Here is a 20,536-nt window from a genome sequence, read left to right on the forward strand (position 1 = left end):
TGGAGTACAACAGAGAAGGACTAAGGAAGTGTTGAGCCCGCTGCGTGTTAGGCTCTCACATGCAAAAGGCACCCCGAAGGATGCCTTACGCACAGCGCCATATAAACGCTTTAGTTCGTGGTCGACGTGGTGGCCGTCGTGGATGTGGTGGAATCCGCGCTTCCGCCACCTGCGAGAGCCGCAACACCGGCCGCTGCGAGGGCAGGCGCGATGAAGGGCACAAAGTTCTGCACATCGCCCACAGGCGGAAGAATGATGCAAGCCGGGCTGTTGGCGTTGGCTGCGAGGCTACAATCGATTGGAGAGGTGGATTGCGCCACCGCGTTGGTCGCTGAGAGCGCGAGGGCTGTGATCGTCAGGAGGGCATATTTGGACATGATGAACTCACAATTTTCGAGGGAGGGCTCCCCCGTACAGCAGGGGAATCTAAATCGTCTTTAGGTTGAGTGTACGCGATTTATCGCAAAAATGCATGAGGAAAGCTTTAATTCCCGCTTTTTTACCGAAAACGGAGGCTTTCAGGCAGGGCGCGTCACATGAACGGCTCAATTCCTGAGCCTGTTGCTTACTCTTTCCCCAGTCGTAAATTCAATCACGTCACCCGTTTGCCGCATTGGCCCCGATCGAGATGATGGTCGGCGTGATTTGATCGATGGTGCGTTTCCACCGTGTGACCGGTTGCTCGGCGATGAACACGATGTCATTCGGGCGCAATTCAAAGCGGGTCGCCAGAGCCAGTGCAGCAACATTGCTGGTGTCCAGTTTCCAGGCCGTCAGGGAGTCGAATTCCATCGGATCTGCGGAGCTGCGCAGGACATAGACTTGGCGGGGGTCTGCCGAGCTTGTCGCGATCCCTCCTGCGCCCTCATAGAGTGCATCAGCGAGGCTGGCCTGACGACCGAGCGGAAGATCGAACCGCCCCTGTGTTTTCACCTCGCCGGTCAGGTAGACATAGTCGCGGTCCGTGGCATCGAATTCGGTGAGCGCGCGATAGTTGTTCCGGGCTTCGTCAAGCTGGGCGCGCCGCAGGCCGACCTCTGCCTGAAGTTGGGCGAGGGCCGTCGAGCGTGCGCCTTGGCGATATTGCGCGAGCTGGATTTGCTGCGCGAAATAGGCGGAGGCCTGATCGAGTTGATAGGTGTCGTCGACGAAAATGCTGTCGCCGGGCTGAAGCACGATTTTCTTGATGCTGCTCTTGGAATAGAGTTCCTCAAGCGGGATTTGGTAGATCGTCCCGTTGCGATAAAGGCGCACGGAGGTGTAATCGAGATTCGTCGCCGTCGTGCCGCCTGCAGTGGCGAGCGCTTCGTCCAGATAAAGCGGGGTCAGGGTGATCGGGACCACACCAGGGGTGCCCACGGCGCCGCCGATCGAGACTTTCTTGGAATTGAACTGCGAGACTTCGAGGCTAAAGGTCGGTTCGATCTGGGCGGAGACCAAGCTTTGGAACAGTTTTGCTTCCGCCTCTTCAAGCGTCATGCCCGCAATGGACACACGCCCGACATCCGGGATTGCGATGCTGCCATCGTCTTGTACGGTGTAGCCCTGACGGCTGTTTTGCGCCGCCAAAAGGCCTGTCAGTTCCTCGATGGAATTGCCGGACGGCGTGGCCAGAAGGATCACATCGCCGACGCCGATCTTGTAGGGTTGTAGGGTGACTTCCGGCGGAAGACGGGTCTCAAGGGCATTCGGGCGGGTCTGAGCCGTATAGGCCGGCTCGGGTACTGCGCCGGTGCCACGAAGGCCGCCGCCTGTGCCGCTTGTCATGTTGAAAACTGCGGGAAGCTCACGCGGGGAGTAGGATGATCTGTTGGCGACAAGAACCGACTGGGGCGTCACGTCCATCACGCGGACTTTTGCTTCATCCGTTGTTCCCGCGACAACGCGCTGACTCTTGTACACTGTCCCGCAGGAGGAAAGCGCTAGGGCGGTAAGAATGGCGACTGCAATACGCATGGATCTTGCCCCTATGTGATCTTATCGGTGTGACAATTCATAGCCAAAAAACGCCTTTCAAACCATTCGGTTTCGATAGCAAAATCGTGGAAGAGGCTTCTGCGCATCACATCCGTGTCCTTAAATGTGTGAAAATTTAAGCAGCATGATCAGTTTGTATAATATTTGCTGCCATAAGCTCCGTAAGCCCCGTAGCTGTCACCGTAGCCATACTCTCTCATGCCTTTCGGATCGATCTGGTTGAGCACCAGCCCGTTGATGCGGACCCCGACCATTTCGAACATGCGCAGGGCGTCCCGTACCTGTGTCTTGGACGTTTTGTCCCAATGCACCGTGAGCAGGAGCGTATCGGCGAGCTGAGCCACGACACGGGCATCCGGCACCACGAGCACGGGCGGCGTGTCGATGAGCACGATGTCGTAGGTCGCACGGGCGGTGTCGATGAAGGTCTTGAACTGTTGCGACGAGAGGATGTCGGCGGCGTTCGCATCGGTTTGCTCGCTGATGAGAATATCCGCGCCGAGCATCGGGTCGTGGATGGCCGCCTCGGTCAGGGTGGTTTCCCCCGAAAGCACGGCCATCATGCCCTTGGCGTCCTTCACGTCGAGATATTGGCTAAAGACCCGGCGCCGAATGTCGCCTTCGACCAACAGGACTTTTTTGCCGAGCCCAACGAAATTCTGCGCCAGTGCAAAGGAGACCGTGGTTTTCCCCTCACCCGGCAAGGCGGAGGAGAGCATGATGACTTTTGGCGATTTGTCCGGGCTGGTCAAAAGCACGGATGTGCGCAGGTTGCGCACGGCCTCTGCGGCGGCGGACGTGGGTTTCGTGGCCAGATACTCGAGCGCCTGTCGGCGGTTCGATGTGGGCAAAAGCGGCAGCTGTCCCATGACGGGGAGGCCGGTTTCCTCCTCAAGTTCGGAGGGCTGACGATAGCCGTTCTGGCGCATTTCTCGAAGCAACACGCCGCCGACGCCAATGATGGTGCCGAGCAGGGCGGACATGACCAGAATAAGCGATTTGCGCGGTTCAGAAGGGCCGTAGGGGAGGACGGCATTCGACAAAATACGGCTGTCTGCCCGCTGAATGCCCTCTTGGGCCGAGGTCTCTTTGAGGCGGCTCAGGAAATATTCATAGAGCAGACGGCTGGCCTCGGCCTCGCGTGTCAGTTGCTGAAGCTGGATCAGCTCATCGCTTTGCCGTGCGATATCCGTTTCGCGTGCACTGACGCTTGTCATCAGGGCCTGAACCTGGGCCTGTGTCCGCTGAACCTGGACATCGGCGAGATTTAAAATCTGGCGGAAACGCGCCTCGAACGCGGGGCTGGGTCCGTTTTCGCGAAAGATCGTTTCAAGGCGCGGATCGTCCGCCAGCGCGATTTTTTCTTCGGGCGATGCGTCTTGTGCGTTTTCCAAGGCGCTCAAACGTTCTGTGTCCGCGGTCAGCGAGGACCGAAGCGCCTGTAGCCGATCGCGCAGCTCTTTCAGCTGACGTTCGAGGGCCTGCACGGTTTCTATGCTCACCACTTCTGAATTGGAGGAAAATTCCGCGACGCGGGCTTCGGCCTGTTCAAGCTCGATCTTGAGGTCTGCAACGCGCGACGTGAGCCATTCGGAGGCGTCGCGGGTCGCTTCGAATTTCACATCCATCTGATAGAGAATGTATTGTTCGGCCATCGTGTCCGCGAGCAATGCGGATTTGGCGGGGTTTTCCGTCTCCAGCGTGATTTGCAGGACATAGGTGTTCGGCAGGTTGCGCACCGAGATCCGGCTCAAAAGCGCATTGATCGCGCTGGTGACCTGTTGCTCTGCGCTCGGCGTGACCGGTGTCGTGCCCGTCACGAGGTTTTTGAGTTTTGTCTTGAGGCTCAGCGGGCGCAGTGCGCCGTTGAATTCGGGGTCCTGTGTCAGATCGGCGGCGTTGACCACGCGTTCGAGAAGTCGACGACTTTTGAGGACCTCGACTTCTGTGTTGATGGCTTCGGATTCGGCGCCGAGGCTCGGCAGGACAGCGCCAAGGTCGATCAGTTGATCCTGTGCCGTATCGAGGAGGACAACGGATGTCGCGCGATATTTCGGGACGGCGATTTTATAGGCGTAAAAGGCCCCAAGTGCCGTGAAGAGTGCAACGCTCACCAGAATCCAAAGTCTTTGGCGCCACATCGTCCTCAGAATGGCGCCAAGATCGATCACATCATCTTCGGCAGACGCGTTTTGCGGAGCTTGTCGTATGGGGCGATCTAGGGACACGTTTTTCTCATTCACTGCAATTTGCCAGTACTCTGCATGTTTGCTGTCATTTGGCGCAAACTCATGCGACTTTCGGGTCTTGGTTTCGGTTATACCATGGCGGGGCGGTCTCTGCCTTTAAAACGATCAGGAAATCAGTGGATTTCCGCTTATTTAGACCGAAGTTGATCCAGGCCTTGTGCGAGGAACCAGGCGTAGGTTTCTTCGATGCCCTGCCCCAGAGGGATTGTGGCTGTCCAGCCGAGGCGGGCCAGACGGCTGACATCCATCAATTTGCGCGGGGTGCCGTCGGGTTTCGATGCATCGAAGTCCAGTGTGCCCTCAAAGCCGGTGACACGCGCCACGGTTTCGGCCAGCTCGCGAATGGTCACATCCGTGCCGGAGCCGACGTTGATGTGGCTGAGCATCGGTTCGGTTTCGCGTTGATAGGTTTCGTCGTCGAGATCCAAAACAAAGAGCGAGGCTTCAGCCATATCGTCGACATGCAGGAATTCGCGCATCGGTTTGCCGGACCCCCAGACTGTCACACGCGCGTCTCCCCGCTGGGCCGCTTCGTGAAAGCGACGGATCAAGGCGGGCAGGACGTGGGAGTTCTCCGGGTGGAAATTGTCGCCGGGGCCATAGAGGTTTGTGGGCATCACAGAACGGTAGTCGACACCGTATTGCCGGTTGTAACTTTCGCAGAGTTTGATCCCGGCGATCTTGGCGATGGCATAGGGTTCGTTCGTGGGTTCGAGCGTTCCGGTCAAGAGCGCGTCTTCGCGCATGGGTTGAGTCGCCAGTTTCGGATAGATGCAGGATGACCCGAGTTGCAAAAGCTTTTTCACGCCCGCTTCATAGGCCGCGTGGATCACGTTGCACTCGATCATCAGGTTCTCGTAGATGAACTGTGCGGGGTAGCTGTTGTTGGCGATGATGCCGCCCACTTTTGCCGCCGCCAAAATGACCTGATCGGGCTTTTCCGTTTGCATGAAATGACGCACGGAAGCCTGATTTGTCAGGTCCAACTCGTCAGATGTGCGGGTGATGAGGATCAAATCTTCGCCCTCGGCCTGCCGGTGTTGCAGGCGGCGCATGATCGCTCCGCCAACCATTCCGCGGTGTCCGGCGATATAAATTTTCTTCGTCATCGATTGCTCTCGTTCAGCTGTTGAAAAGTCTGAATTTTAGGCGCGACGGCAAGAAAAAGTTTCACAACCGACGCGTGTGGCGATCTTTCTCCTTACTTGCGTGACATTTTTTCTGCAGTTGCACAAGGGTGGTGTATTCTGCGCTTGCATAATGGTGACCTGTGCTGCGTAAATACCAAAGTGTCTTAGCGTCACCTTGGGGGTGCTAAGGTCGCATATCAACCCTTGGGCGCGCGCTGGGTGGTCCTTTCTGTAGCTTGAGAAAGCGGTGGTGATTTGAAAGTACAATGCCTCAGTTTGAACTATGCGCCGGAAGAAATCGGGATTGCGGTTTATTCGACAGGGTTCGCGCAGGAGATGTCCGCGCGCGGGCATGATGTGTCGGTGCTTTGTGCGCATCCTTATTACCCGCAGTGGCAACTGCGTCCGGGTTGGCCCAAATACGGCTATCGAGTGATCGAGGCCGGGGAGGTGGGGCCGAAAGTCGTGCATTGTCCGCTTTATGTCCCCAAGGTGCCGACAGCCAAAACCCGGATGCTGCATTACGCAAGCTTTGCCATGACGGCGTTTCCCCGCATGATTTCGGATGCCCTCCGGGGCCGCCCCGATGTCATATTTGTGGTCGCGCCGTCGCTGGTCTCCGCCGTGACGGCTTGGGTGACGGCGCGTCTGACGGGGGCGAAGCTTTGGCTTCATATCCAGGATTTCGAGGTCGAGGCCGCCTTTGCCACGGGGGCAATTGCGCCGGAAAGCCGTCTCGGTCGGGCGGCGCGGGCGTTTGAGGCCTGGATGATGCGCAAATTCGATGTGATCAGCTCCATCTCCGGGCCGATGCTCGATAAATTGCGCAAAAACGGCATTCCCGAAGAGAAGATTTTCGAATTCCGCAATTGGGCGAACCTGAAGAAGGTCAAGGTGATCGAAGGCGTCTCGCCGATGCGTGCCGAGCTTGGGATCGAGACGGACTACGTGGCGTATTACTCGGGCAATGTGGCGGCGAAGCAGGGATTGGAAATCATTCCCGAGGCGGCGCGGCTTTTGGCGAAGCGCGATGATCTGACTTTTGTGATCTGTGGTGAAGGACCTTTTCTGGAGACGCTTAAGCAGAAGGCAGAAGGTCTAAAAAATATCCGCTTTTACCCGCTCCAGCCCTTCGAAAAACTGAGCGATGCGTTAGGCATGGCGGATGTGCATCTGCTGCCGCAGATTGCGGGGGTGGCTGAACTGGTGCTGCCGTCTAAACTGACGAATATGCTGGCGTCTGGGCGCCCTGTTGTCGCCACCGCCTATCCGGAAACGGCTCTCGCCCAAGAGGTCGAGGGCGCAGGCCTTGTGACGGAGCCTGGGAATGCGATTGCTTTTGCTGAGGCGATCGAAGCACTTTTAGATGATCCTGAGCAACGTCTCGCTTACGGTCGCATGGCGCGGACAAGAGCTTTGGAAAACTGGGATATGTCGGCGATTTTGGACCGGCTCGAAACGCGAATGACACATCTCGCCGTTAGGCGCGTATCTGTCGAAGACGTCTAAGTACCACTGACATGCGCTGTAAAACCTGAAGGAAAATGAAACAGATGAAAAAGGCACTGATCACCGGCATTACTGGTCAAGACGGCTCCTATCTGGCGGAGTTTTTGCTTGAGAAAGGCTATGAGGTTCACGGGATCAAACGTCGTGCCTCTTTGTTCAACACGCAGCGCGTAGATCATATTTACGAAGACCCGCACACGGATAAGGCGCGTCTCAAGCTGCATTACGGCGATCTGACCGATACCTCGAACCTCACGCGTCTGTTGCGCGACATTGAACCAGACGAAGTCTATAACCTCGGTGCGCAATCCCACGTTGCCGTGTCTTTCGAGGCGCCGGAATACACCGCCGATGTGGATGCCACCGGCACGCTGCGTCTCTTGGAGGCGATCCGTTTTCTGGGGTTTGAGAAAAAGACCCGGTTTTATCAGGCCTCGACCTCGGAGCTGTTCGGCAAGGTGCAGGAAATTCCGCAGAAAGAAACCACGCCCTTCTACCCGCGTTCGCCCTATGCCGTGGCCAAGATGTATGCCTATTGGATCGCTGTGAACTACCGCGAAAGCTATGGCATGTACGCCTGTAACGGCATCCTGTTTAACCACGAAAGTCCGCGCCGTGGCGAGACCTTCGTGACGCGCAAGATCACGCGGGGCCTGTCCAACATTGCCATGGGGCTTGAGCCCTGTCTCTACATGGGCAACATCGACGCGCTGCGCGATTGGGGGCATGCCAAGGACTACGTGCGGATGCAGTGGATGATGCTGCAACAGGACGCGCCCGAAGATTTCGTGATCGCCACCGGGGTGCAATATTCCGTGCGCGAATTCATCACTTGGACCGCGCGGGAGTTGGGGATCGAGCTGGAATTCTCTGGCGAGGGCGTGGATGAAGTTGCTATCGTTTCTGGGGTGACTGGCGATAAGGCGCCCGCGTTGAAGGCGGGTGATGTCATCATGCGCATCGATCCGCGCTATTTCCGTCCGGCTGAGGTGGAAACTCTGTTGGGGGACCCGACGAAGGCCAAGGAAAAACTCGGCTGGGTGCCGGAAATCACCGCGCAAGAGATGTGCGCAGAGATGGTTGAAGAAGACCTGAAAGCCGCCAAACGTGTGGCGCTTTTGAAAGAGCACGGGCTGGACTTACCGGTGTCTTTGGAGGGGTAGGGTGACAGATTTGTCGACCGGCATGTCTCGTCTCAGTCCTGCGTTTCAGAGGCTGGTTCATGGAACCGGCGCCAATCTTCTTGGCAAGATTTGGATCATGATTGCCCAACTCGTTGCCGTGCCTGTGCTGTCGAAAGCATGGGGCGTGGATGGGTTTGGTGTCTGGCTTATGATCTCGACGATCCCGACCTATTTGGCGCTGTCCGATTTCGGGCTTGGCGTTGCGGCCGGTGTGGATTTGACAGCCTCGATGGAGCGGGAGGATACGGGGGCTGCCGTCACCGCTTTTCAAACCGTGTGGAGTTTTTTGACGCTGGTGACGGTTGCAATCGGGCTGATCTGTGTGGCGGGCGCCTTTGGGTGGGCCGCGCTCTCTGATCAGGGACCGCAAGGCCCCTTTGGGCGCGATGAGATCGCTTGGTCGATCGCCTTTATCGTCATGGCCGCTCTTCTGTCCATGCAGATGAGCATTCGCAAAATCGTGTTTCAGGCCACGCATAAATATGCTTTGGGCACTGCGGTGTTCGATGCGCTCTATTTCGCGGGCTCGCTTGCGGTGCTGATTGGGGTGTTCTTGGGCTTTGGTCTCATCGAGGCCGCCATGACCCAATGCATTGCGCGGTTGATCAGCCTTGTTCTGTTCTCCCGCCTTCTGGTGAAACGCGAGCCGTGGAGTCGGGTCGGTTGGAGGCATGCGGAAAAGGCGACGCTCAAACGCCTGTTTTCGCCGTCACTGTCCGCCTTGACCCTGACCATTGCAAATTCCTTCGGGTTGCAGGGCGTCGTGTTGACCATCGGCTGGGTGTTCGGCCCTGCGGCGGCGGCGGTCTTTGCCACGACCCGGATGCTGACCCGGATTCCGATGCAGTTTTCAGGGCTTTTGACACGCGCCAGCCTGCCTGAGCTGACCCGTTCTCAAGTGGCAGAAGATCATGCGCTGACGGCCCGTTTGATGAAGTTGAACATGGGGCTTACACTTGGTGTCATGATCCCTGCTGCACTCGCCCTCTTTCTGATCGGTCCGACAGTGATTTCCGCGATGTCGCATGGCGAAATTGTGCAAAGCCGTCTCGCGTTTGGTCTTCTGGGGCTTGCGGCGGCGTTTTGTGCCGTCTGGATGACATTGGGCACGCGCCTGATCGCCGTGAACCGCCAGTCCGAATTCGCCTTCCTCGCGCTCGGCCTGTACCTCGCCTGCGCTCTGATGCCGTATGTCTCGCCGAATACGATTGTCCCGGTGCTCGTTGCCTTGGTCGTGGCGGATGCGGCGATTGCTTTGAAGACTATGAGGGGGGCCTAACGGTGGTATATCTTCTGGTTTTCGGCTTGGAACTCCTCTTGTTTGCAGAAGCGGCACGCAGGCTGCATTTGGCTTCGGCTGCGCTGATGACATTTGGCTATATCATTGTTGCGCAAGCTTTCTTTTTATACAGTTCCTTCACGTTCTCTGGCTCATCCTTCTCCGCGGGTAGCCTTGGTACGTTTTACTACAGTCCTGCGTTTGGCGTTTTGTTTTATGGGGTGCTTTATGCATTCATTTATGCGGCCACTCTCGGGATTCAGCAGGAAAAACGTCTGAACTACCAAAAGCTTTCGGAAATAAAGCTGAAAAAGATCTCTCAAATATTGTATCTGCTGATGTTCTTCATTTTGGTCATTCGACTGGGCACGATCGATCTCGGTGTGTTGTGGAGGAATAATACCTACCTCCTGATTGGCAGTTCGGAAGGAATGAGAGTTGGGGGCGCGATACCCGATCTGGCGAAATCAAGCCTCGGCCTTTTGGGGGTTTTGGTCGCGGCCTTAGCGACTGCAAATTATTTGAAGGGAAATTCGGGAGCCGCAATCCTCGGTTTTTTGATGGTTGTTCCCAGCCTGCTGATCTCTCTGGCGAGCGCGTCACGGTCGTCAGGGATGATCTTTATCGCCATTGCGATCAGTTTGCTTTTATTTGGATCATCGCCGCGTCACCGTCTGGCAGCATTGGCTGCATTCTCCCTTTGCGTTCTGATGTTTGTGACTGCGCTTCACGGACGTTCAACCGGAACTTTTGGCATAGCTGCGATCCCAACGCATTTTATTCTGTCTGATGCCGCCCGAGATGTACCGATCTGGAGGATTTTTGTCGGTTCTGTTGTGCAAGGCATTTTCGTCACAACCGACTCTATCCGGTTCGATGCAGAGTTTGCAGAAATATATAAAATCCTTTCCTTTTCTCCTTTTCCATCTTCAATCGACGGTTTCGGAAGTATTCGGACAAGCCATCAGGTAAGGCTTCATCGGTATGTGCCGATGAGTGCGATAGGAGAAGTCTATCACTTCGGGCTTTTGTATATCTTTATCTACGGTTTGACTTTGTTCCTCCTGTATCGAGGAAACGCCAAACTCGATGCGTCAAAAACACCTGTGAAACTGCTCGCAACGTCCGTGTTCATCACGCTTTTCTTTATTGTGGCTCAGACTTACCCAATGCGAAATACCTATCGCCAGTTGCTCATCGCGTTGCTGCTTTTAAACTATGAAAGCATCTTGCGCCCCATACGTCGTTTTCTTGTGAAGGCTAGTCGATCAGGAGCGCGCGCATGACCCGCATCGCTTTTCTCTGGGACAACTTTGGTCCGATGCATGCGGATCGGGTGGATGCCGTTGTTCGACAGTTGGATGGGCGCGCGACATGTCTTGGTGTTGAAGAACGGAAGCACTCCGAAGAGTATGACTGGGTCAGTGAGACACGGGACAGCTTCGAAAAAATCACCCTTCACGACGGGGCAGGCGCGTCCAAAATTCGCAAACTTATCGCGCTGATCAAACTTTCTTTGCGGTATCGCGGGACAAGCTGGTTTCTGTGCAATTACGAGCGCCCGCATGTTGCCGCCTTTGCGTTCTGGCTAACACTGACCGGACGACGGCCTTACATCATGGGCTGCGCGAAGTTCGATGATCTGCCACGAAAACCGGCGCGAGAGCTGATTAAGAAACTCATCCTCCTGCCTTACAAGGGGGCGCTTGGGTCGGGCATTCGCACGCGAGAGTATTTTCGGTTCTTGGGCGTCACTCCGATTGAGGGCGAATATAATACGCTTTCGGTGCAGCGTATTCGCGATCTGGCTGGCAAACCCGCAGCCCCCGAGGGCATGCCCTTTGCGGAGCGCCACTTCACCATCGTCGCGCGGTTCATTCCCAAAAAGAACCTGATGTTGGCTCTTGAGGCCTACGCGCTTTATGCGGCGAGGACGCAGGCGCCGCGCAAGCTGCACCTCTGTGGCAGTGGGCCATTGGACGCGGATATCAAGGCGAAGGTCGAAGACCTCGGTCTCACGGATCATGTGGTGTTTCGGGGCTTTGTGCAAACCGATGAGATTGCCCGGACGCTGGGCGACACACTGGCGTTGATCCTGCCGAGCATTGAGGAACAGTTCGGCAATGTGGTGATCGAGGCGCAGGCGATGGGGGTTCCCGTCATTGTGAGCGAGGTCTGCGGTGCGCGGGATTTGCTTGTGCGCAACTGGCAGAACGGGTTCGTTTTCGAGCCTGACAACGCGGTGGGTCTGTCGCGCTATATGGCGCTTGTGGGCGAGGACGAGGCCCTGTGGCGCGAACTGAGCATCGGGGCCGGACAGACCGCGGAAATCGGAGATGTGGCCTCTTTCGCGCGGGCTGTCGAGGCGCTCGTGTTTCGGGGCGAGGTCTCACCATGACGGATCGTCCGCTTAAGATCGTTTTGATCCTTCCGACCATCACGCGGGGCGGGGGCGGTGTGTCCGAGGCGGCGCGGCTTTTGGCCTGGGAATGGGCACAACGAGATGACACTGAGATCGAAGTTGTCACTCTTCGCTCAAATGGCTTTGAAGAGGCGCGGGCGGATTGGCCCGATATTCCGATCCATACGTTCGAACGCCATCGGCTGCGTGGGTTCGGTTATGCGCCGGAGATGACGCGGTTTTTGAAGGCGCAGGACTACGACATCGCTCATGTGCACGGGCTTTGGATGTATCATTGCCTTGCTGCGCTGCGCTGGAGTGAGACGCATCAGAGGCCCTATGTCGTGACCCCGCACGGGATGTTGGAGGCCTGGATTCTCGCGCGTTCCAAGATGCTGAAAAAGGCGGTGTCTTTGGCGTTTCATTCCCGGTTTCTGAAGCGGGCAAGTCTGTTTCATGTTTTGACGACGAAAGAGACCGAGGACGTCAAAGCCGTGGTGCTGGAGGCCAAGGTGCTTGTGGTGCCGAATTTCGTACCGACCCTGCCGCGCGCCACCCAACGGCCGAAATGGTGGCGGCCTGAGATGGAAGATCGGCGGGTGCTGCTTTTCTTTGGTCGGATACATGACAAAAAAGGCTGGCGCGAATTGGTTTCGGCCTGGGAAGCGCTGTCGGCGTCTGATCCGGGGTTTGCCGACACTGTCCATCTGGTCTTTTGCGGCTGGGTCGATGCCGTCGCGGGCTTTGAGGCGAAGATTTCCGAAGTTGAAAACACCTATCGGAATATCACTTTCGCGGGCCCGCAATATGGTGAGGACCGGCTTTTGAGTTACTCGGCAGCGGATGCGTTCATCTTGCCGTCCAAGAGCGAGGGCTTGCCGATGAGTATTCTGGAGGCCTGGGCGATCGGCTTGCCGGTACTGATGACAGAGGCGTGTAACCTGCCGCTTGGATTTACGCAGGATGCCGCGATCCGCATTGGCGAAAGCGAAGAGGCGCTGCGCGAGGCCTTGCGTGATTTCAAGGCGCTTCCTGAGGCGCGGTTGAGGCAGATCGGCGACAACGGACAGAGGCTTCAGCAAGACGTGTATTCGGCCAAAGCCTGTTCTGAAGCGTTGCGCATGGCCTTTTCTGAGATCGCCAAGAAAGAGGCCGTTTGATGCACTCCATCACCGCCATCATCCTCACCTTCAACGAAGAGCAGCATATCGAACGCTGTCTCCGGTCGCTGGATGGCGTTGTGGAACGTGTTTGCGTGATCGACAGTTGCTCAACGGATCGCACCGTGGAGATTGCCGAGAGCCTTGGGGCGGAGGTGGTGCAAAATCCGTGGAAGAACTACGCGACGCAATTTCAGTTCGGTTTGGATAGCTGTGACATCGCCACGGACTGGACCATGCGCATCGATGCTGATGAGTATCTGGAAGACGGGCTGAGGACCGCTTTGAAGACATGGCTTTCCGCGCCCAATGAGGCGGTGAATGCGCTTTACCTTCGGCGCAAGATGGTCTTCCTCGGGCGCCCGATCACGCATGGTTTTTTCTATCCGGCGATGATGCTGAGGGTCTGGCGCACGGGCGCGGGCCGGATTGAGCAACGCTGGATGGACGAGCATGTCATCGTTGAGAACGTTCAAAGCGAAACCATTGAGGGCGGCGATCTGGTGGATCACAACCTCAACGATCTGTCGTGGTGGGTGGCCAAGCACAACGGCTACGCGACGCGGGAAGTCTATGACATGGTGGAAATCATGGAGCGGGAGCGGACGACGAAAGACGCGGGTATGGAGACGATGAGCGGTCAAGCCGCGCGCAAGCGTTGGCTCAAGGAAAAGGTCTACACGCGCATTCCCTCAACACTGCGGGCGAGTTTGTATTTTGTCTATCGCTACATCTTCGGGCGTGGGTTTCTGGATGGGAAAGAGGGGTTCTTCTTTCATTTCCTACAAGCCTATTGGTATCGCACTCTCGTCGAGGCCAAGCTGTTCGAATTGGAAAAACGCGCCGCAGATCGGGGGCTGACGCCCTATGAGCTTTTGGTGGAAGAGGGTGTGTTGTGAGCCGAAAGGGCGCTGTCGTAGAAGCGTTCCAGGTCGCAAATTTTGTCGGCCCAATTGTATTTGGCCGCGAAGCTGCGCGCTGACGCGCTTATCGTGTTGGCGTGTTGATCCAGGAAATCGCAGACCTGTGCTGCGGCCTGATCCATATCCCTGAAATCAACGGCGATCCCGGCGCCAGAGCTGTTGGCGAACTCCGACATGGGCTCAGCATCTCGGCAAATGATGCCGAGACCTGCGGCCATTGCCTCGATAAACGTAAGGCCAAAGCCCTCATATTCTGAAGCGGAGGCGAAGACGCCCGCCTGCGCCATCGTGGCTTTGAGCGCGGCATCATCCATGGGGGGGCGCAGGTCGAAATGATCTGGCATGTCCAAATCCGCCAGACGTGACTTCAATATGTTTTGCATATCGTCGAACGGACGCCCGGTGATCGTCAGATGGATGTTGTGACCGCGATCCGCACAGGCCTTGACCAGATCGACAAGCAGGTCTGGACGTTTGTTCTGGGAAATGCGGCCCCAATAAATCCAACGATGCAAGTCTTTCTCAGAAAGCGGCTGCTGAGGCGCAAAGGCTGCGACGTTGATGCCATTTTCGAACAGTTCAATGTTGTCGGCGTAGAGGGATGCGTGGGCAAAATCGCTTTTGCTGGCGGCAAGCACCGAATGGTAAGATTTCAAAAGACGCGGGAAGGCCAGTTTCTGGTGTAGCGTCTTGAACTGTGAAAGATTTTTCGTATGCCCGTAAAACCCGTGGGAGCTTAGAACGCGAGGCAGGATGCGTGCATAAAGCAGGACCGACCCCGTAATCGCCATGAGTTGCGGATCATGAACATGCAAAATGTCATACTCTTTGGCAATCTTGCGAAGTCCTGGCGCCAATCCGAGCAGACGATGCCCCAAAAGCGGGATCCGGTAGATCGGAAAGTCACATTCTTCATCGCGGTCCTGACCTTGCGACAGGCCGGTTTCAAGATGTGCGACGGCAACGTCATGTCCGCGTTCTTTCAATTCGCGGCACATGTTGCGTATGACGGCTTCGATGCCTCCAACATTCGGGTAATATGTTGGTGTCACATGAAGTATTCGCATCAGGCAGTTTCTTTCCAGTCGATCAAGCGCTCCTTGATCCGCTTGGCCGGATTGCCTGCATAGACACTCCAGGGCTCAAGGCGCCCGTTCACAACCGCACGTGCGCCGATGACACAGCCCTCGGAGACGATGGTTCCCGGCCCGACAAAGGCTTCTGCCGCGACCCAGGCATGAGGACCGATTTCAATTGCGCGTGTGATCAAGGGGTGATCCCCTTTCGTGTAATCATGCGTGCCGCCGCAGAGGAAGGCGCGTTGCGATACGATCGTGCTCAGATGGAGCCGGATGGGTGCCATGTTGTAGCATTGCACCCCGTCAGCCAGAATGCAGTGAGAGGCCATTTGCAGGTTCGGAGGATACCAAACGCGCGCTGAGCCTCTGACATCCGAATTTCCTTCAATCGTAGCGCCAAACGAACGCAGGAGGAAACGGCGCCACGGTGCGAATTTTTTCGGAGTCCAACTTGCGAAAAGCAACCACGTGATCGACCAAATCGCACGTAGAGCTTTGTGTTTGAACGAAAAATAAGCTCGATTGGCAGGCAGGGTTACCTCTTGGGTATTGTTCATTCTGTCAGGCCGTACTGGTTTCATACACACGGTCGAAAGGCGTGCCGAGGGCGCGGAAATGATCGAAGTCTTTCGCATAAAACCGTGCAATGAAACGGTCAAATGCCTCAAGGTCGCGGTCGTTGAGACCATAGCGTACTTCAGGTTGCAGATTTTCGCGCGCAGTGTCCGTTTTGCGGCTTTTGCGCAAAAGAGACATCGCCGTCATCGCTCCAGGCAGACGCCGCAGCAACTTCTTGATCGTGTTGTTGGACAGGATGGCCCCCACCGGGCCTCCGACAGAAAACTGCTCACTGCTGTTCTCACGGGCAAAATGGAGATCGCGGCCCAGAATGTTCGAAATGTCTGCGGCAAAATCCTTGAAGGCGGAGACGGGATAAGGGCGAATGTCCAGATTTTTTGCGTCGGCGCGTTCCGATTTCAAAAAAATCCACTGCGGGCGAAAAAACGCATATTCGTGATTTTCCATGGCATTTTCTGCAACACCGAGGGCATCAAGCGCCTCAAGAAGCTTTTTGAAAAAGGCGCTGCGTTTGGCTTGATCGGCGAAGCGAATGTCCACATCGCCGTACATTTTGGAATATTGATTTACCGCCGCCAGAAAACGACTTTTGGGGTCGCGGTACAGTGCAAAAAAGGGCAGTGAAAGGGTCGTCTGCCAAATGTCCGGGTAAAAATGCGCGAATTCATCAATGCCGATATGGCTGCGATCAATGATGCGCTCTCCGGTCAGCGGATCGGGATAATTGTTGGCAAAGTCGAAAGGCGTATCGCGCAGGGGTTCAAGAACATCTCGCACAGAGGTTCCCGCCACCTTGGGATTGTGCATGAAAACAAAGCCGAGTTCGCGCGATACAATCATGGGCAGGTAGATCCTTTTTTGCGAAAGCCTATGGCAGATGGGTCTCCTTCCCCGAACATTTCGCGTTTCGCGGGTTTTGTCTAGGTTCGATTCCTCCAAGGCAGGGTTTCTACTCAAGCCGCATGGGGTGCGAGTAGAAACCCCTATGTGAGAGGCCATTTTTTAGGCGCCCTACGTATCGCGCCTCAGTATTGTTGTTGGAGAAATGAGACCAGTGCAGACCGGTCTGCCGCAGGGTTGCTCGCTGTTATGATCGCGCCATAAAGCCTGACATTTGCCATGTAGCCTGTGGTTGCGGGATTGCCAAAGAGGAAAAAGTTTGTGTCTGCGAGGGTCACGGTATTCGTGCCGTTCGCCGAACTGGATGTCGTTTGCTGTACGCCATTCAGATAGAAACGTGATTGCGCATAGGTGTCGCCCGTCGTTCTTTCCCATGATCCGACGGCGTCGACGCCCGCAGTGGCGGGGACAAACAGGTTGTTCCCGTTGTTATGGCGCCAGCCATAATTTCCCGTCCCGAATGTCGCCGCCAAGGCACCATTGCCGACCCCGAGATCAAAGAGACGAATGTCGTCTTTGGCCGTGTTGTTCAGGATTCTATGCGCCGAATGAAAGCACAATGAGGGATCGTTCGTAAGGCTCAAATGGGCTTCGAGGCGGCCGGACACACCATCGGACACAAGCCAATGTGCGGCACCATCGGTGCGATAGGTCGGGCGCGCTGTCGCTGTGTTTTGTTTCAGGTCATACCCGTTTCCGCTCTTGTCGCGCATCGCGCCGACCGGCTGGCCATCCGCCGTCACGGGGATGGTCATCGCGGCATCCTGAAAGAGCGTCGTCAGGTCGCTTGGGTTGTACCATGCGATCAGCCCACTCACGTCTGTCGGGGAAAATCCGACTGAGGTGCGCTGTCGCATCGCGCACCCCATGAGGCCATAATCCAGTCCAAGCATGTTTTTACCCCACCATAAAGGCGTGGATGCCCGTGGCGGTGGTTCCGGTGGCGTTCACCCGGCGGACCCCAACCGGAAGAATGGCAAAATCTGCGACGGCCACCGTCCGGGTTTCCCCTTTTTGCGTGACGATCGACAGATTGCCTGCGCCTTCGACATAAAGCGCGACGGCCACCGTCGCGAAATCCACGGTGTTGGACGGCGTAACCGGGCTGAGATCGATTGCCGGACCGTTCAGAGACGGGGCGCGGTTCTTAAAGGGGTCAGACATTGTAGGGTCCTTTGCTCATGGTTCAGGCCAAGCACATCGCAAGCCGAGACTTCGATGCGGTTCGCCCAAGAGCTAAAGAAAATCCTTTATCAAACATGAAAACCAGCGCGCGTTGGGCACGCAACACGCTGCAATTCTGACACAGGTCTAAGCAGAGTGGCGCTCAACTTAAGGTTGGGGTTCACAGGGGGGCTTTATGATTTATGCTGCAATGCAAAATCATCGCGTGTGGGTGGAACCGTGACCGTATTGCATAAAAGCCTCGGACTTTCGACCTCTCTGCTTCTCCTGAGTATCGGCGCGGCGCATGCTCAGGATGTTGATCTGCGCTTTCCCGTCTCGGAATTCGGCACGCCCGGCCTGATCGACATGCCGACCGGCGAAGTCTTTGAGGACGGCACGTTGCTTTTGTCTTCGGCCTTTCACAGCGGCGTTCAAAAATACACCCTGAGCTTCCAGCTCACGCCCCGTATCTTTGGCTCCTTCCGCTATGCGATCGTCGACAGTTTTGATGGCGGCGATGGCGCGCGCTATGACCGCAGTTTCGATTTTGGCTATTTGCTGGCCGAGGAAACCAGGCTGCGCCCCTCTATGGTCGTTGGGCTTCGCGATTTCGGGGGCACAGGCGTCTATGGCTCTGAATATGTCGCCGCGACCAAACATTTCATGGACGACCGTCTTTCTGTGACAGGTGGGATCGGTTGGGGACGTCTGAGCAGCTATGGTGGGTTTCAGAACCCTCTGGGCGTCATTGCGGATGAATTCAAATCGCGCCCTTTTTCGGGCACCGATACGGGTCAACTTGACTTGGACCAGTGGTTCCGAGGCGATGCAGCCCTGTTCGGTGGGCTTGCCTATCAGCTTAGCCCGCGCTTGTCTTTTGCGCTCGAATATTCCTCCGACGCCTATGAAACAGAGGTCGCCAACGCTGGCTTCGAACATAAGACGCCGATCAATGCCTCGCTCTCCTACGGGTTCGAGAATGGCGGGGCTCTGACGGTTTACGCGTTGCATGGCTCCGAGGTCGGGTTCTTGGCCAGCCTTCCGGTTCATCCGCAAAACCCGAAATATAGCAGCGGCATTGAAGACGCGCCGCCCGCACTTTTGCCGCGTCGCACAGCCGCCGCCATGTCTTGGGATGAGGCCAGCATTCAAACCCGCGAGAGCCGCACCTATGCCGCACTCGAAGCGGAGGGGATCGCTCTTGAGGGCATTTCGGTTGCGGGCAGCACCGCCACCGTGCGTTTCGTCAATGGGCGCTATCCCGCCACGGCTCAGGCGCTTGGGCGCACCGCGCGGGTGTTGGCCAATACCTTGCCAGCGGAGATCACGACCTTTCGTCTCGAAGCGACCGCGAACGGCATGACCACCTCGCGGACCACGCTGCGCCGCTCCGATCTTGAGGAGTTGGAATACGATCTGGACGGCACATGGCGATCTTACACCCGCGCACGGATCGAGGATGCACCGCGCACGGAAACCCAATCTATCGCAGGGGTTTATCCGAAATTCGATTGGCGTCTCTCGCCCTATCTCGACCCGGCCCTGTTCGATCCCGATGACCCCATTCGCGCCGATGCGGGGCTTCAGGCTGAGGCGTCCTTTACCCCGATGCGGGGGCTGATCTTCTCCGGCACGCTGCGTCAGCCGCTCGTTGGAAACCTCGATGAAAGCACGCGCCCCTCGAACTCCGTTCTGCCGCATGTGCGCACCGACAGCGTGTCCTATGCGACGCAATCCGATCTTGAGATCAAGCATCTGACGGCGGAATATTTCTTTCGCCCCGGCACCAACCTCTTTGGCCGCGTCACGGCGGGCTATTTTGAAACCATGTATGGGGGTGTCTCGGGTGAGCTGCTTTGGAAGCCCGTCAATGGCCCGCTCGCGCTGGGCGCTGAGCTCAACTATGCCAAGAAGCGCGAGTTCGATCAGCTGTTCGGCTTTCAGGAGTATGACATCGTGACCGGTCATGCCTCTGCCTATTATGATTTCGGCGGGGGCTATCTGGGGCAGGTCGATGTCGGACGTTACCTCGCGGGCGACTATGGCGCGACCTTCTCCTTGGATCGCGAATTCGACAACGGCTTCCGGGTCGGTGCTTTCTTTACCCTCACGGACGTGTCCTTCGATGACTTTGGCGAAGGCTCTTTCGACAAGGGGATCCGTTTCACGGTGCCGATCGACTGGCTGAGCGGCACGGCGACGCAAGGCGGCTATGGCACGACCATCCGCCCGGTTCTGCGGGACGGTGGTGCGCGTCTCGATGTGCGCAATCGCCTTTACGAGGTCGTTCGCGGCTCGCAAACCAACGAGTTGGAAGACCGTTGGGGCAAATTCTGGAGATGACCGACATGTGGCGCCGCATCCCTCTTGTTGCTGTTCTTTTGACGGGTTTGGCGGCCTGTTCCTCCAATCCTGAGGACAGCCGCTTGCTCAAGGACTATTTTCAAGGCGCCGATGAGGCCGAGCCGAATGCCGCCTTTGTGGCTGCGCGTGACGCCAATGCGCCGACCTATATCGGCTCGCTGCAAACGCAGGAGAACGCCTATACGTTGTTCGCCCGGCAAACCACCAATGCCAAAGGTGAATCCACCTGGGTCTCTCCGGACAACCTGTCTCTGGGGATGGTCGATGGCATGATCATCGCGACCCGTGGCTTTGGCGATGATCAGATGGCCGGGGATGCGCGTCAGACACTGGCTGCGCTCAAAACGGGTCAAAATCGGATCACGGAGCATTTCGTCACCCGTCTCGACGGCGACAATCAGGCGCGCACGCTCGCCTTCCGCTGCGACGTGGCATTCCAAAAACAGGATGCCGTGCAGCTGAGCGAGGCCTACACCGCCAATACGGATTTGTTCCTCGAGACCTGCCGAAACGGTGAGACGGATTTCGTCAATTTCTTTTGGATCGAACGCGGCAGTCGTCAGATCGTCCAGTCGCGGCAATGGATCAGCGACGAAACCGGCGCCTTGGCGCTCCGTTTCGTCAAGTAATCCCTC

The 20,536-nt window shown here is 56.8% G+C and carries 18 protein-coding genes; 9 read left to right on the top strand and 9 right to left on the bottom strand.

From position 1 onward, the window contains the following. Positions 1 to 110: 110 nt before the first annotated feature. The 4 genes from LC094_RS20000 to fcl all read right to left on the bottom strand — a co-directional run bounded on the left by LC094_RS20000 (position 111) and on the right by fcl (position 5,335). Positions 111 to 377 (bottom strand): hypothetical protein, encoded by a 267-nt coding sequence (locus LC094_RS20000; protein ID WP_226554545.1) that lies wholly within the window; start codon positions 375 to 377, stop codon positions 111 to 113. Between the two features lie 220 nt (positions 378 to 597). Continuing rightward, positions 598 to 1,845 carry a polysaccharide biosynthesis/export family protein gene (locus LC094_RS20005; protein WP_226554546.1) on the bottom strand — a complete coding sequence of 416 codons (1,248 nt, stop codon included), beginning with the start codon at positions 1,843 to 1,845 and terminating at the stop codon, positions 598 to 600. A 260-nt stretch (positions 1,846 to 2,105) separates the two neighbouring features. After that, positions 2,106 to 4,205 (bottom strand): GumC family protein, encoded by a 2,100-nt coding sequence (locus LC094_RS20010; protein WP_226554547.1) that lies wholly within the window; start codon positions 4,203 to 4,205, stop codon positions 2,106 to 2,108. A gap of 149 nt (positions 4,206 to 4,354) precedes the next feature. Then, complete coding sequence (gene fcl, locus LC094_RS20015; RefSeq protein WP_226554548.1) at positions 4,355 to 5,335, bottom strand: GDP-L-fucose synthase; 981 nt, start codon at positions 5,333 to 5,335, stop codon at positions 4,355 to 4,357. Between the two features lie 276 nt (positions 5,336 to 5,611). On the opposite strand from fcl, the gene LC094_RS20020 reads away from it, so the two are divergent. The 7 genes from LC094_RS20020 (at position 5,612) to LC094_RS20050 (ending at position 13,788) form a co-directional block, all read left to right on the top strand. After that, entirely contained in the window at positions 5,612 to 6,865 is a 1,254-nt protein-coding gene (locus LC094_RS20020) for a WcaI family glycosyltransferase (RefSeq protein WP_226554549.1), read from the top strand. Between the two features lie 44 nt (positions 6,866 to 6,909). After that, complete coding sequence (gene gmd / locus LC094_RS20025) at positions 6,910 to 8,028, top strand: GDP-mannose 4,6-dehydratase (protein WP_226554550.1); 1,119 nt, start codon at positions 6,910 to 6,912, stop codon at positions 8,026 to 8,028. 97 nt (positions 8,029 to 8,125) lie between these two features. Next, complete coding sequence (locus LC094_RS20030; RefSeq protein ID WP_226554551.1) at positions 8,126 to 9,328, top strand: lipopolysaccharide biosynthesis protein; 1,203 nt, start codon at positions 8,126 to 8,128, stop codon at positions 9,326 to 9,328. Between the two features lie 2 nt (positions 9,329 to 9,330). Beyond that, entirely contained in the window at positions 9,331 to 10,614 is a 1,284-nt protein-coding gene (locus LC094_RS20035) for a hypothetical protein (protein WP_226554552.1), read from the top strand. Then, on the top strand, positions 10,611 to 11,726 hold the full coding sequence (locus LC094_RS20040) for a glycosyltransferase (protein ID WP_226554553.1): 1,116 nt from the start codon (positions 10,611 to 10,613) through the stop codon (positions 11,724 to 11,726). Before LC094_RS20035 ends, LC094_RS20040 begins: the two co-directional genes overlap by 4 nt. Then, positions 11,723 to 12,889 carry a glycosyltransferase gene (locus LC094_RS20045; protein WP_226554554.1) on the top strand — a complete coding sequence of 389 codons (1,167 nt, stop codon included), beginning with the start codon at positions 11,723 to 11,725 and terminating at the stop codon, positions 12,887 to 12,889. The genes LC094_RS20040 and LC094_RS20045 overlap by 4 nt, the downstream gene beginning before the upstream one ends. Beyond that, entirely contained in the window at positions 12,889 to 13,788 is a 900-nt protein-coding gene (locus tag LC094_RS20050) for a glycosyltransferase family 2 protein (protein WP_226554555.1), read from the top strand. The genes LC094_RS20045 and LC094_RS20050 overlap by 1 nt, the downstream gene beginning before the upstream one ends. On the opposite strand, the gene LC094_RS20055 is transcribed toward LC094_RS20050, so the two are convergent. From LC094_RS20055 to LC094_RS20075, 5 genes are all read right to left on the bottom strand, one after another. Beyond that, positions 13,755 to 14,879 (bottom strand): glycosyltransferase family 4 protein, encoded by a 1,125-nt coding sequence (locus tag LC094_RS20055; RefSeq protein ID WP_226554556.1) that lies wholly within the window; start codon positions 14,877 to 14,879, stop codon positions 13,755 to 13,757. The two genes, LC094_RS20050 and LC094_RS20055, sit on opposite strands and share 34 nt — an antisense overlap. After that, positions 14,879 to 15,175 (bottom strand): LbetaH domain-containing protein, encoded by a 297-nt coding sequence (locus LC094_RS20060; RefSeq protein ID WP_226554557.1) that lies wholly within the window; start codon positions 15,173 to 15,175, stop codon positions 14,879 to 14,881. The genes LC094_RS20055 and LC094_RS20060 overlap by 1 nt, the downstream gene beginning before the upstream one ends. 277 nt (positions 15,176 to 15,452) lie before the next feature. Next, complete coding sequence (locus LC094_RS20065; RefSeq protein WP_226554558.1) at positions 15,453 to 16,310, bottom strand: hypothetical protein; 858 nt, start codon at positions 16,308 to 16,310, stop codon at positions 15,453 to 15,455. 185 nt (positions 16,311 to 16,495) lie between these two features. After that, the gene (locus tag LC094_RS20070) at positions 16,496 to 17,263 is read right to left on the bottom strand and encodes a LamG domain-containing protein (RefSeq protein WP_226554559.1); all 768 of its coding nucleotides are present in this window, start codon (positions 17,261 to 17,263) and stop codon (positions 16,496 to 16,498) included. Between the two features lie 4 nt (positions 17,264 to 17,267). Beyond that, on the bottom strand, positions 17,268 to 17,534 hold the full coding sequence (locus LC094_RS20075) for a spike base protein, RCAP_Rcc01079 family (RefSeq protein WP_226554560.1): 267 nt from the start codon (positions 17,532 to 17,534) through the stop codon (positions 17,268 to 17,270). 240 nt (positions 17,535 to 17,774) lie between these two features. Here LC094_RS20075 and LC094_RS20080 point away from each other — a divergent pair, with 240 nt between their 5' ends. Continuing rightward, entirely contained in the window at positions 17,775 to 19,880 is a 2,106-nt protein-coding gene (locus tag LC094_RS20080; RefSeq protein ID WP_226554561.1) for a YjbH domain-containing protein, read from the top strand. Beyond that, on the top strand, positions 19,877 to 20,530 hold the full coding sequence (locus LC094_RS20085) for a YjbF family lipoprotein (protein WP_226554562.1): 654 nt from the start codon (positions 19,877 to 19,879) through the stop codon (positions 20,528 to 20,530). The genes LC094_RS20080 and LC094_RS20085 overlap by 4 nt, the downstream gene beginning before the upstream one ends. Positions 20,531 to 20,536: the final 6 nt, after the last annotated feature.

Origin of the sequence: Celeribacter naphthalenivorans (genome assembly GCF_020524585.1) — a bacterium.
Lineage (GTDB): Bacteria > Pseudomonadota > Alphaproteobacteria > Rhodobacterales > Rhodobacteraceae > Celeribacter > Celeribacter naphthalenivorans.

Bases quoted from the DNA above. Each gene is read 5' to 3' on its own strand.
- LC094_RS20030 (WP_226554551.1), top strand. From the start codon at position 8,126: ATGATTGCCCAACTCGTTGCCGTGCCTGTGCTGTCGAAAGCATGGGGC.
- LC094_RS20065 (WP_226554558.1), bottom strand. From the start codon at position 16,310: ATGATTGTATCGCGCGAACTCGGCTTTGTTTTCATGCACAATCCCAAG.
- LC094_RS20005 (WP_226554546.1), bottom strand. From the start codon at position 1,845: ATGGACGTGACGCCCCAGTCGGTTCTTGTCGCCAACAGATCATCCTAC.
- LC094_RS20040 (WP_226554553.1), top strand. From the start codon at position 10,611: ATGACCCGCATCGCTTTTCTCTGGGACAACTTTGGTCCGATGCATGCG.
- LC094_RS20070 (WP_226554559.1), bottom strand. From the start codon at position 17,263: ATGCTTGGACTGGATTATGGCCTCATGGGGTGCGCGATGCGACAGCGC.
- LC094_RS20085 (WP_226554562.1), top strand. From the start codon at position 19,877: ATGACCGACATGTGGCGCCGCATCCCTCTTGTTGCTGTTCTTTTGACG.
- LC094_RS20055 (WP_226554556.1), bottom strand. From the start codon at position 14,879: ATGCGAATACTTCATGTGACACCAACATATTACCCGAATGTTGGAGGC.
- gmd (WP_226554550.1), top strand. From the start codon at position 6,910: ATGAAAAAGGCACTGATCACCGGCATTACTGGTCAAGACGGCTCCTAT.
- LC094_RS20000 (WP_226554545.1), bottom strand. From the start codon at position 377: ATGTCCAAATATGCCCTCCTGACGATCACAGCCCTCGCGCTCTCAGCG.
- LC094_RS20060 (WP_226554557.1), bottom strand. From the start codon at position 15,175: ATGGCACCCATCCGGCTCCATCTGAGCACGATCGTATCGCAACGCGCC.
- LC094_RS20045 (WP_226554554.1), top strand. From the start codon at position 11,723: ATGACGGATCGTCCGCTTAAGATCGTTTTGATCCTTCCGACCATCACG.
- LC094_RS20050 (WP_226554555.1), top strand. From the start codon at position 12,889: ATGCACTCCATCACCGCCATCATCCTCACCTTCAACGAAGAGCAGCAT.
- LC094_RS20075 (WP_226554560.1), bottom strand. From the start codon at position 17,534: ATGTCTGACCCCTTTAAGAACCGCGCCCCGTCTCTGAACGGTCCGGCA.
- fcl (WP_226554548.1), bottom strand. From the start codon at position 5,335: ATGACGAAGAAAATTTATATCGCCGGACACCGCGGAATGGTTGGCGGA.